Origin of the sequence: Oleiphilus messinensis, from assembly GCF_002162375.1 — a bacterium.
Taxonomy (GTDB): domain Bacteria; phylum Pseudomonadota; class Gammaproteobacteria; order Pseudomonadales; family Oleiphilaceae; genus Oleiphilus; species Oleiphilus messinensis.
On record NZ_CP021425.1, the window covers coordinates 6002295 to 6014330 of the forward strand.

Consider the following 12036-nt stretch of genomic DNA (forward strand, 5'->3'; position numbering starts at 1 on the left):
GTTATCCTGCATTAATCATATCAAGCATTTCGATTGATGCTTCAACTTCTGCTTTTCGGACGGCAACGCTTTCGATGTTGCAGCCGATGGGAATATTCTTTTCGGCTGCATAGGCTCTGAGTTCCTTGTAACTTTGAACTGAAAACTCCACGGATTTCTGCAGAATATCTTCGGAGTGGACTAATTCATTTTCCAGCCAACGGGGTATCTCGATCCCCAGCCACTTCATAAATTCCAGTGTTTTTCGGGAACCACAGGGGGTCAAGGTGAAGATGATCGGAGCCAGTTCAATGCCGTTTTCCTGGCCGTAGAAATAGTAATCCGATAAAAAGTTTTTGGAGGCATTTACGTCATACACGCCTTGTGAGACGAAAAACGAACAGCCTTGCTGCATCTTGCTGAATACGCGCATGTGCTCGTCAAGCTTGGTCAGGTGTCGCTCGGGAATCGTCACACCACCGACCAAAAGCTCTGGATTGAGTTGTGAGCGCAATGCGTACGCTTCACGCATGGTCATCGTGACATCTTGATCCATGGACGATGCTCCCACGAACACGCTGAGTTCTTTCTCCGTATCAACGGCCTGAATGAACTGAGACAACGTATCCTTTGTGTATTTACCAACAGAACGATAAATGATCTTGGGCACATCTAACGCGGACAGGTACTCTCTGCTGTAGCGAAAGGAGTCCAGCGTTTCCATAAACGGGAATGGTCTTTTTTCACTGGTTCGGGACGATTCGTCCTGAATATCATATAACACCATGCCATCAATCGAGCGGCCTTTCAGGCGAGACATCTGCAACTCGGAAATTTCGCGGACCCGTTCCGGATCTGTGTCTTTTTTGGGCGGAACTATCCCGTAAAACACAATGCCGTCTTCACGATTCAAAATCTTGTTTCTGAGCATGCTTTCACCTGCGTAATTTTTTGACCAGAGTAGTGCTAATATAGATTCCAAAACGGAGCCATCGTACAAGGATGCCCCGGTAATTGAAACGGCTATTGAGAGAAATTTTAGTAACGCATTCCAGCTACTCCACTACAAATGGATTAGGCTGATTATGAATAAAATAGTCCCGATAGACTTTCTCATACACTTTATTGTCAGTATCCCACTCCTGACGATAATTGAGGTAAGCTTCAAAAAGCTCATCGCCCATCAGGCTGTTGAACTTTTCAATCACGGTATGGCCCAGTTTCGTATTTGAACAGGCTGCAGCGACCTGCTTGTAAGTCATCCCCTCATCAAGGTAATAGAAGCGGTATTGATCTGGCCGCTTTTTGATTTTTAATTCGGTGTAGTGCGTAATGCGCTGGCGAATAATGTAATCGACTCGTCCCCTGTCCAAGTACTCCACACTCATTTCATTCCGGCTATTGCTGAATTCCTTTATATTTCCATTATTCATGCGCGCAAGCAGTGTGCTTTTAAGCTGGGGGTATCGGGAGTTATCCGTCCCCTGGATCATTAATGGCAGCATTCCCACTTGAAAGTCGGTGTCATCCAGCAATGCCTTTAAAGATACACTTTCTTTGTCCGCATATCGTTTTGCCAATTCAGAATCACGTTGTGTGACAATGCCGAATCTGGGAGTGAAGCCATAGGGCTTGGAATAGAGAATTTTATCAGGCCAGTAGCCCAGCCAGAGATGAACGGTACAAACGTTTCCAGAATCCCAGGAACGGTCTAATCGGCTTATGGATTGAAATTCAGTGGAGTGGGCATACTCAGGGAAGCGCTTTATCGTATCGGCCAGGAATTTATCGAGGTAACCTTGGTTGGCAAATTCACCGTCCTCAATATATTCGGGTACCAGTTTCCATTTTACCCAGAGAATTTTTTCTTTCGCCATCACGCCAGAACTAAAGCTGAGGATCACCAATACGATGGGTAACACCAATTGTAGGAAGACTGGTCGCTTCATCTATTCTCTGAATGCATGGCTATCGCCTTTATTTTACTGAACGCTGCACAACAATGTTCTCCGTATACTCTGAAGTATAGACCAAACGCTATTGAGTTTGGCTGACATGAAGTTGAGTTACTCGACAGGCGTCAAATTGGCAACAGGACGGAACCAAGTCAGTGCCGCGTTGAGCTTACATCAGTTGCTACAGATAGTATGACAGTCGAATACTTCCGAATCGGCTGCCATACTACTGAAAACGCGACAGAAAATGTGTTAGAAGGCATCACCGGGGATACGAACCCAGCCTTCCATGAGGATGCGGGCACTACGGCTCATGATGGCCTTGGTCACCGTCCACTCACCTTCAACCTGTTTGGCCTCTGCACCCACTTTCAACGTACCGGAAGGGTGGCCAAAGCGAACGGATTCCCGATCTCCACCACCTGCAGCCAAATTAACCAATGTACCGGGTATCGCCGCTGCAGTACCAATGGCGACCGCTGCGGTCCCCATCATGGCATGGTGTAACTTGCCCATGGACAAGGCACGAACCAAAAGATCCACATCACTCGCGGCTACGGTTTTACCGCTGGAGGAGGTGTAATCCTGAGCCGGCGCAACAAACGCGACCTTGGGTGTATGCTGGCGACCCGCGGCCTCTTCAATGGACTTGATCAATCCCATTTTAACCGCACCGTGGGCACGAATGGTTTCAAACATCTCTAATGCCTTGGCATCGTTATTAATCGCATCCTGCAGCTCGGTACCGGTGTAGTTGATGTCCGAAGCATTGACGAAGATCGTCGGGATGCCCGCATCGATCAGCGTTGCTTTCAGGGTTCCAACACCCGGCACGTCCAGGTCATCCACCAGGTTGCCGGTGGGGAACATGGAACCGCCACCTTCGTCATCCGCAGCAGGATCCATAAATTCCAACTGGACTTCCGCCGCCGGGAAGGTTACGCCATCCAACTCGAAATCACCGGTTTCCTGCACTTCGCCTGCGGTCATCGGCACCTTGGCAATAATGGTTTTGCCGATGTTCGCCTGCCAGATACGCACAGTAGCAACCCCGTTTTCCGGGAGATTCGCCGCATCCACCAGACCGCTGCTGATCGCGAATGAACCCACTGCCGCAGACAGGTTGCCACAATTACCACTCCAGTCAACAAATGCCTTGTCGATTGACACCTGGCCAAATAGATAATCAACATCGTGATCCGGTTGACTGCTCTTGGACAATATTACGGTTTTACTGGTACTTGAGGTCGCCCCGCCCATACCATCGATTTGCTTGCCATAGGGGTCGGGACTGCCGATCACACGTAACAGTATGGCATCTCGGGCTGCACCGGGTGCCTGTGCAGCTTCCGGCAAATCCTGCAGTCGAAAGAATACGCCTTTACTGGTCCCGCCACGGATATAAGTCGCAGGAATTTTAATTTGAGGTACATGAGTCATAGACAAAACACCTGAAGAGAAAAACATGACACAACAACCCGGGCAGACATACCCGGGTTGTTGTAGAGACAGCAGTTTGGCTTAATAGAGCATCGTACTCTGATTAAGCTGACTCAGCTTCCAAAAAGTCCTGGGCAAAGCGCTGGAGCACACCACCCGCTTCGTAAATGGAAACTTCTTCCGCTGTGTCCAGACGACAGGTGACTGGAACTTCAACCTGCTCACCGTTTTGACGATGAATAACCAAGGTCAGTGTTGCACGTGGATTGCGTTCACCGATAACGTCATAGGTCTCAGTGCCATCCAGTTCCAGCGTATTGCGGTTGGTGCCGTCCTGGAATTGCAAAGGCAATACCCCCATACCGATCAGGTTGGTACGGTGAATACGCTCAAATCCTTCGGCAACAATCGCCTCAACCCCTGCCAGACGCACCCCTTTCGCAGCCCAGTCCCGGGAAGAGCCTTGACCATAGTCCGCACCGGCTACCACAATCAGCGGCTGCTTGCGTTCCATATAGGTCTCGATCGCTTCCCACATTCGGGAAACCTGACCTTCCGGTTCTACACGAGCCAGAGAGCCCTGTTTGACTGCACCACTTTCGTCGCGCACCATCTCATTCAGCAATTTCGGGTTTGCCAGCGTCGCCCGCTGTGCAGTCAAGTGGTCACCACGGTGAGTCGCATAGGAGTTAAAGTCTTCTTCCGGCAGGCCCATTTTCGCCAGGTATTCGCCTGCGGCACTGCTGGCCAGAATCGCATTGGAAGGAGACAGGTGATCGGTTGTAATGTTATCACCCAAAACCGCCAGTGGTCGCATGCCTTTCAGGGTACGTTCTGCGGCCAGAGCGCCTTCCCAGTAGGGTGGTCGACGAATGTACGTGCTTTGTGGGCGCCAGTCATACAACGGGCTTTCTGCGCGCTCGATTGCCCCCAGATCAAACATCGGAATGTAAACATCACGGAACTGCTGAGGTTTAACGTATTCGCCGACAATTGCATCGATTTCTTCGTCGGAGGGCCAGATATCTTTCAAGGTGATCGGGTTACCTTCACTATCGGTACCCAAAACATCTTTTTCAATATCGAACCGTACCGTACCCGCAATCGCATAGGCCACGACCAGCGGTGGTGATGCCAAAAATGCCTGCTTGGCGTACGGGTGAATTCGACCGTCAAAGTTACGGTTGCCCGAAAGTACGGCTGTCGAATAAAGATCCCGATCAATGATTTCTTGCTGAATCTTCGGATCCAATGCACCACTCATACCGTTACAGGTGGTACAGGCAAAGGCCACAATACCAAAGCCCAGTTTTTCCAGATCAGCCAGCAGATTTGACTCTTTAAGATACAACTCTGCTACTTTGGAGCCCGGTGCGAAAGACGACTTAACCCATGGCTTGCGAATCAGACCCAGTTCGTTGGCTTTCCGTGCCAAAAGGCCAGCGGCAACCACGTTACGAGGGTTACTGGTGTTGGTACAGGAGGTAATTGCAGCAATAATTACTGCACCATCCGGCATTTCGCCTTCTTTCTCTTCCCAACTACCGGCGATGCCTTTGGAGGCCAGATCTGAAGTGGCGACCCGTGCATGGGGGTTGGATGGTCCCGCAATGTTACGGACAACTGCAGACAAATCAAAGCTCAATACCCGCTCGTATTCTGCACCTTGCAAACTGTCAGCCCACAGGCCGGTCTCTTTGGCGTAGTTTTCAACCAGTTCTACCTGTGCCGGCTCACGTCCAGTCAGTTTCAGGTAATCAATCGTTTGTTCGTCGATGTAGAACATGGCTGCGGTTGCACCATACTCCGGAGTCATATTGGAAATGGTTGCCCGATCTCCAATAGTCAGACTGGATGCGCCTTCGCCGAAGAATTCCAGGTAAGCACCCACAACGCGCTCTTTACGCAGGTATTCGGTCAACGCCAGGACAATATCCGTGGCCGTAATACCGGGCTGGCGCTTGCCTTTCAGTTCAACACCCACAATGTCCGGCAGACGCATCATGGACGCGCGACCCAGCATAACCGTCTCGGCTTCCAGACCGCCCACGCCCACAGAAATAACCCCCAGGGCATCAACGTGAGGCGTGTGGCTATCGGTGCCCACACAGGTATCCGGGAATGCAATACCATCGCGGGATTGCACAACAGGTGACATTTTCTCCAGATTAATCTGGTGCATGATGCCATTACCGGCCGGAATCACATCCACATTTTCAAATGCGGTTTTAGTCCATTCAATAAAGTGGAAACGGTCTTCGTTGCGGCGCTCTTCGATTTCACGGTTCTTGGCAAACGCATCAGGGTCAAAACCGCCGCACTCAACGGCCAGGGAGTGATCCACAATCAATTGCGTCGGCACCACAGGATTTACTTTGGAGGGGTCGCCACCTTTTTCAGCAATGGCGTCTCGCAGACCTGCCAGGTCCACCAGTGCGGTCTGGCCCAGAATGTCATGACAAACAACACGCGCGGGATACCATGGAAAGTCCAGATCACGTTTGCGTTCGATTAACTGGGTCAGGGAGTCAGTCAGCTTTTCCGGTTCACAACGTCGCACCAACTGTTCAGCCAGGATGCGGGAGGTGTACGGCAGGCCATCATAGGCTCCGGGTTTTATCGCATCAACCGCGGCACGGGTGTCAAAATAATCCAGATTGCTGCCCGGGAGGGATTTACGGTATTCAGTATTCATTTTACTCGCTCTTAATAACGACATCAGGCTGCCCGTTCAGCAGCCTGATAAATAGCATCAAATCGACAGGGATTATCGTGCGCTGATTGGCGTAACGGTGCGGAAATCTTCTCCCACGTATTCGGCACTGGGTCGAATAATGCGGTTATCTGCACGTTGCTCCATCACATGAGCAGCCCAGCCGGTCAGTCGGCTGCAAACGAAAATCGGCGTGAACAATTTGGTTGGAATACCCATGTAGTTGTATGCCGATGCATGGAAAAAGTCTGCATTACAGAACAATTTTTTCTCACGCCACATAACCGCTTCACAACGAACCGAAATGTCATACAACGAACTGTTGCCATTTTCTGCCGCCAGTTTCTCAGACCATCCCTTGATAACAGCGTTACGTGGATCGGATTCGCTGTAAATGGCGTGTCCGAAGCCCATGATTTTTTCTTTGCGCTCCAGCATGCCCATTAACTTTTGTTCTGCATCTTCAGGGTCGTTCATTCCCTCGATCAGTTCCATTGCCGCTTCGTTAGCACCGCCGTGCAATGGTCCGCGCAGAGAGCCAATCGCTCCGGTGATACAGGAGTGGATATCACTCAGGGTTGAAGCACAAACGCGCGCGGTAAAGGTTGACGCATTAAACTCATGCTCGGCATAAAGAATCAACGACGCATGCATGACTTTGGTGTGCAGCTCGGATGGTTTCTTACCGTGCAATGTCCACAGGAATTGCTCCGCCAGAGATTCTGCACCGGTCTCAACCTCAATACGCTCATTGTTATGGCTGAAGTTGTACCAGTAGTTGATCATACCGGGGAATGCGGCCAGCATACGATCGGTAGCGTCTTGCTGTTCACTGAAATCGTTTTCTGTTTCCAGGTTACCCAGCATGGAACAACCGGTACGCATGACATCCATCGGGTGTGCAGATGCAGGAATACGCTCCAGAACCTCTTTCAATGGCTGTGGCAACGCTCGCATGCTTTTCAATTTTGCCTTGTATGCATCCAGTTCGGCTTGATTGGGTAAATTACCTTTCAAAACCAGATAGGCCACTTCTTCAAACTCACAGTTGGCCGCCAGATCCTTAACATCGTAACCCCGATAGGTTAGACCCGATCCTTCTTTACCTACTGTTGATAATGCTGTTTTTCCCGCTACCTGACCACGCAGTCCTGCGCCACTCAACTGTTTTGCCATTACTTCTCTCCCGTGTTTCGCATATCAATTTAGTTCGACCAGTATGCTTTGAACACACGCACAATCGACGTATATCCACTATCGACGCCTGTCCAGCATACTCACGTTGCGCAGTATTATTTGTTTTTGCCTTCCGCAAACAAGGCATCCAGTTTCTGTTCGAAATCGTGATAGTTCAGATAATCATACAATTCCATGCGGGTTTGCATCAGGTCAACGACATCTTTTTGATCGCCTTTCTCCAGAATGCTGGAGTAAACCATCTCAGCCGCTTTGTTCATCGCCCGGAAAGCACTCAATGGATACAGCACCATCGCCGCGCCCCATTCACCCAGCTGCTCACGATTCCACAGCTCAGTTTGGCCGAATTCTGTGATATTCGCCAAGATCGGTACGCTCAGAGCCTCGGAAAATGCGCGGTAATGCTCTTCCGTCTTGATGGCTTCTGCAAAAATACCATCGGCTCCTGCTTCAACACAGGCCTGTGCACGCTCGATTGCCGCATCCAGTCCTTCCTGGGCAAAGGCATCGGTTCTTGCCATGATAAAGAAACTTTCATCCTGACGTGCATCTACCGCCGCTTTGATACGATCAACCATTTCCTGTTGGGAAACAATTTCCTTGTTGGGTCTGTGGCCGCAACGCTTTTGCGCGACCTGATCTTCCAGGTGCACTGCTGCTGCACCGGCCTTTTCCATTTGCTGAATGGTGCGTGCAATATTAAACGCACCACCCCAACCGGTATCAATATCAACCAGCAATGGCAGCGTTGTTGCGGAAGTAATGCGACGAACATCCTCTACAACATCATTCAGCGAAGTCATGCCCAGATCAGGCAAACCGTATGAGGCATTGGCCACACCACCACCGGAGAGATAGATTGCTTTGTGCCCGATGCGCTCGGCCATCATCGCCGCATAAGCATTGATGGTGCCTACAATTTGCAAAGGTTTGTTTTCTTCCAGCGCTTGGCGAAAGCGCTGGCCTGGTGACTGCTGTGACATGGGTTAGGCCTCCCGTTGATTGGTTCAAATTTCCTGAAAACGTTTCTCGATGTTTGTCCGTGCCGAAGCAATATGGCGACGCATTAACATTTCGGCCAATTCCGGATCACGGTTTTCGATGGCATCGAGGATTTGAGTGTGTTCTTTAAGGGCTTTTTGTGGACGTCCCTCGGATGTACTGAAACGGCATCGATACATGCGGATGAGATGGTACAAGTCGCCAAAAAGCAGATTCATTAATTTCTGGTTTCCGGCACCTTGGGCGATGCGGTAGTGAAAGTCGAGATTACCTTCTTCCTGATAATAGACCTGCCCTTCTGAAGCATTTATTTCCCGAGCGTGCTGTTCCAGAAGTAAACGTAAATTGTCGATGTCCGCCTGTGGCATATGCTGCGCCGCCAATCGGCAGGCCATACCTTCAAGGGCCTCGCGAACAAAGTAAATTTGCAACAGCTCATCAATCCCCAAACTGACAACTGTAATTCCAACATGGGGCTTTTTGATCAGTAATCCGCGCCCCTCAAGACGGCGCACGGCATCCCGAAGCGGTGCACGACTGACGCCAAACATCGTCGCTAATTCTGACTCACTGACCCGCTGCCCAGCGGCAAACTTGCCCTCCACAATCGCATTTTGCAATTGCTCAAAAACTTCATCAGAGCGGGTTCGACTTGTCGCGTTCGGTATCATCTGACATTGTATACAATTAGTTAAAAGTGGTGCCAATAATAGTCTTCACAGCGTAATTGTCAACTTTTCAACCAATTTATTGTATACAATTAATTTGAACACACTACTCACAATACAATATAGATGTAGTGTTTTGGTCAAAAAACAATGCTAGACTAAGTTTAAGAAAGCGAATAAGCGATAAGGAAGTCAACTGCGTTTGAGTCCGAGTAGCTTATGTTCGGGTGACAGATTCCTGTTATACCTATCAGTGTTTATGCTACCAGTGTTCATGCTATTAATGTCCATATAACCGATGTCCGTGCAAACAATGTGCGCACTGAAAGCTCCCGTCTTGGGTAACAGTCATACCGTAACGCCCATTGATAAAAAATTGGATCATTAACAGTACTGGCCAAAATTTAAATGTAAGCAAATGTTAAATCTCGGGGTTTTGCGTGGTAATGCAAATGCTCAAACAGCTGCATCGCTATTTATTTCCACCCCAATCTGGGACAATTGTGCACATTAAATGCTGTCACTGTCCGAGGAGTAAGTGCGCATGCCATACATCGAAAAAATGGGTTTAAGTTATCTTGCACTGATTCTGTTTTGCATCGCAAATCTGGCCCATGCATCCTGCTCGAAAACAATTGTGGTGAATCAGGCCAGCTGGAAACCGTATATGTACACTGATCTGTCAGGCAAACATGCTGGCCTGGATCATGAACTGGTTAAGCATATTCTGACATTGGCAGGCTGCGACTTTGAGTTTGTGGAGTTTCCTTCCCGTCGCGCACTGTTCGAGTTGGAGAAAGGCCGAATCGATATGGTTGCTGGCGCATCAATTACGCCAGAACGGGAAATCTATGGGCGGTTTACCACCAGTTATCGTGATGAAACGATGGTAATCTTCATTCGCAGACAGAATCAGGGTCATTTCCCGGCGGTAAATCTGGAACAAATGCTCGATACCCATCAAATTATCATGGGTGCGGTCATTGGTGCTTACTATGGTGAGCAATTCTCCCGGCTAAACCAGAAAAAACTTACCCAGAATAATCAATTGATTCTGATGAAGAACAATAAAAACCTGCTTTCGCTGCTGTCCCTCAATCGAATTGATGCCGCAGTTGGCGACAAGATCAGTCTCAGCGTAATGGCAAATGAGATGGGCATCGGAGAAGATTTTGCGGTTCATGACCTCATACTCAATCAGGATTTCGTCCACCTACTGCTGAGCAAACGATCAACCACAGTAGAAGACCTGCACAAAATCAACAAGGCCATCGAAGTATTCACCCAGTCAGATGTGTATACAGACTTGCTGAGCCGTTACGGGTTGCAGCGGAATCGCGGACAAAACCGAGAAGAACTGAAGCTCGGCGATGATGCGCTGGGATATATTTATTCTCCTGCGCATCATTCTGGATCCAGCATAGGATCATTCTGAGCAAACGGGCAAGACAGTCCGGTTTCTTACTGACCCGTATTAAGGCCCACTAGCCTGCCTTTCGACGACGCTTCACGGTTTTGACCGCACTGTCCTTGGTCAACAGCTGCCGCAACTCAACCAGCGCCTCTCCGGAATAAACTGCCAGATTCTGCATACTGGGCAACGTATCCCGACAGCCGGTATAGCCAAAATTCAACGACCCCGAATAACTCAGACAGGTGATATTCAAGGCACCGCCGTGGGCAATCAATGACACCGGGTACATCGCTTCAAGTTTGGCACCATTATAATAAAGACTCTCCGCAGGCCCGGGGACATTGGAGATCGTAATATTAAACGCCGGACGCATTCTGCCCCCCAGTCCCGTAAGCAACTGCAGGATATAAGGTGACATCATAAGCATCGTGTAATAATTCAACGCATTTCTGGGCAGGCTCTGGAGGTGTTCCTTGGCGGTTCGGGTTGATTCTTTGATCGTTTCCAGTCGCGCCAGAGGATCCGCGACATCCGTTGCCAGGCTGGCGATCATGAAACTTATCGCCGTTCCGGTGCCATCGTCATCTGCAGGTCGAATATTTACCGGAATACCTGCCGTCAGCGGGTGATCGGGCAAACAGTTACGCTCGCTCAAAAAGCGGCGCAAGGCTGAGCCACAAAGATACAGCACAATATCATTTAATGAGGCATCCACCTCTTTGGCCAGCGCTTTGATATCGTCCAACGCGTATTGCTGAGTTGCAAACCGGCGTTGCGCTTCAACCCGTTTATTCAATACCGATTGCGGGCCTACAAATGGTGCGGCAAGCTCGTCACGCTCCTGAGTCGCAGCACTCACCAGACGCCCTAATGCACCTGCCAGTTTAGGTACTGAAGATGCCTGCGCCCGCACTGCATCCACCGCCTGAAGAATCGCGCCCTGCATGGTTGGAACATGGTCGTCAGCGAGACCCAATGGTCGTTTTTTGGGGCCGATAGACCATGGCGCCTGCATTTCTTTTTTATTGGGATCGTTTGAGAGAATACGTTGCAGCAATCTCACGCCACTGATGCCATCAATCAGGGAGTGGTGCATTTTGGTGTACATCGCAAACCGGTTATTTTCCAGCCCTTCGATGATGTGGCATTCCCAAAGGGGGCGTTTGAAGTCGAGGTGATTCGAGTGTAACCGGGAAATCAACACCCCGAGCTCGCGCTCACCGCCGGGTTTAGGTAAAGCGGAATGCCTTACGTGGTAGTCCAGGTCAATATTCTCATCCACAACCCAGGCAGGCGCAAGAATCCGGGCCAGTCGACTGGATTTGGCTAACTTCAGGTTCCAGGGCGGCACCACTTCGCAGGCCGCCTTCATCCTCGCAACTTCATCCCGCAGGTATGTGACCGGAGCCCCTTCTGGCATGGAGAAAATCTGCAGATTGCCCACATGCATCGGGGTGTCTTCAGAGTCCACTGCCAGCCATGAGGCATCAAGTATATTCATTCTTTTCATAATCCGATCCTTCCTTGAGTGATTTTTAGTTGTAATAAGTGTCTGTCAAATTGGCAGTTTCGATTGCACTGCAGATTATCACTGACTGTGCACACCAGTAGGTTCACTGCAAATAAACCCTGCCAATCTCTGAACGTAATCATTTGTTACAAAGCCTG

Annotated in this window: 9 protein-coding genes; 1 reads left to right on the forward strand and 8 read right to left on the reverse strand. The window is 49.7% G+C overall.

Annotated features, from left to right (window positions below; translation table 11 throughout):
• Position 1: 1 nt before the first annotated feature.
• The 7 genes from OLMES_RS26115 to OLMES_RS26145 form a co-directional block, all read right to left on the reverse strand.
• The gene (locus OLMES_RS26115) at positions 2 to 910 is read right to left on the reverse strand and encodes a methylenetetrahydrofolate reductase (protein ID WP_087463958.1); all 909 of its coding nucleotides are present in this window, start codon (positions 908 to 910) and stop codon (positions 2 to 4) included.
• A gap of 124 nt (positions 911 to 1034) precedes the next feature.
• Entirely contained in the window at positions 1035 to 1928 is an 894-nt protein-coding gene (locus OLMES_RS26120) for a hypothetical protein (protein WP_087463959.1), read from the reverse strand.
• Between the two features lie 258 nt (positions 1929 to 2186).
• Positions 2187 to 3374, reverse strand: coding sequence for a 2-methylaconitate cis-trans isomerase PrpF (gene prpF / locus OLMES_RS26125; protein WP_087463960.1), 1188 nt, complete (start codon positions 3372 to 3374; stop codon positions 2187 to 2189).
• 103 nt (positions 3375 to 3477) lie between these two features.
• Positions 3478 to 6069 (reverse strand): Fe/S-dependent 2-methylisocitrate dehydratase AcnD, encoded by a 2592-nt coding sequence (gene acnD, locus OLMES_RS26130; protein ID WP_087463961.1) that lies wholly within the window; start codon positions 6067 to 6069, stop codon positions 3478 to 3480.
• A 72-nt stretch (positions 6070 to 6141) separates the two neighbouring features.
• Complete coding sequence (gene prpC / locus OLMES_RS26135) at positions 6142 to 7263, reverse strand: bifunctional 2-methylcitrate synthase/citrate synthase (protein ID WP_087463962.1); 1122 nt, start codon at positions 7261 to 7263, stop codon at positions 6142 to 6144.
• A gap of 116 nt (positions 7264 to 7379) precedes the next feature.
• The gene (prpB, locus tag OLMES_RS26140) at positions 7380 to 8267 is read right to left on the reverse strand and encodes a methylisocitrate lyase (protein WP_087463963.1); all 888 of its coding nucleotides are present in this window, start codon (positions 8265 to 8267) and stop codon (positions 7380 to 7382) included.
• Between the two features lie 24 nt (positions 8268 to 8291).
• The gene (locus OLMES_RS26145) at positions 8292 to 8957 is read right to left on the reverse strand and encodes a GntR family transcriptional regulator (protein ID WP_087463964.1); all 666 of its coding nucleotides are present in this window, start codon (positions 8955 to 8957) and stop codon (positions 8292 to 8294) included.
• Between the two features lie 541 nt (positions 8958 to 9498).
• Here OLMES_RS26145 and OLMES_RS26150 point away from each other — a divergent pair.
• Positions 9499 to 10389, forward strand: a complete 891-nt coding sequence (locus tag OLMES_RS26150; RefSeq protein WP_087463965.1) for a substrate-binding periplasmic protein — start codon at positions 9499 to 9501, stop codon at positions 10387 to 10389.
• A gap of 49 nt (positions 10390 to 10438) precedes the next feature.
• Here OLMES_RS26150 and OLMES_RS26155 read toward each other — a convergent pair whose 3' ends face one another.
• On the reverse strand, positions 10439 to 11878 hold the full coding sequence (locus tag OLMES_RS26155) for a WS/DGAT/MGAT family O-acyltransferase (protein WP_087463966.1): 1440 nt from the start codon (positions 11876 to 11878) through the stop codon (positions 10439 to 10441).
• Between the last annotated feature and the right edge of the window lie 158 nt (positions 11879 to 12036).

Bases quoted from the DNA above. Each gene is read 5' to 3' on its own strand.
- OLMES_RS26115 (WP_087463958.1), bottom strand. From the start codon at position 910: ATGCTCAGAAACAAGATTTTGAATCGTGAAGACGGCATTGTGTTTTAC.
- OLMES_RS26120 (WP_087463959.1), bottom strand. From the start codon at position 1,928: ATGAAGCGACCAGTCTTCCTACAATTGGTGTTACCCATCGTATTGGTG.
- prpF (WP_087463960.1), bottom strand. From the start codon at position 3,374: ATGACTCATGTACCTCAAATTAAAATTCCTGCGACTTATATCCGTGGC.
- acnD (WP_087463961.1), bottom strand. From the start codon at position 6,069: ATGAATACTGAATACCGTAAATCCCTCCCGGGCAGCAATCTGGATTAT.
- prpC (WP_087463962.1), bottom strand. From the start codon at position 7,263: ATGGCAAAACAGTTGAGTGGCGCAGGACTGCGTGGTCAGGTAGCGGGA.
- prpB (WP_087463963.1), bottom strand. From the start codon at position 8,267: ATGTCACAGCAGTCACCAGGCCAGCGCTTTCGCCAAGCGCTGGAAGAA.
- OLMES_RS26145 (WP_087463964.1), bottom strand. From the start codon at position 8,957: ATGATACCGAACGCGACAAGTCGAACCCGCTCTGATGAAGTTTTTGAG.
- OLMES_RS26150 (WP_087463965.1), top strand. From the start codon at position 9,499: ATGCCATACATCGAAAAAATGGGTTTAAGTTATCTTGCACTGATTCTG.
- OLMES_RS26155 (WP_087463966.1), bottom strand. From the start codon at position 11,878: ATGAAAAGAATGAATATACTTGATGCCTCATGGCTGGCAGTGGACTCT.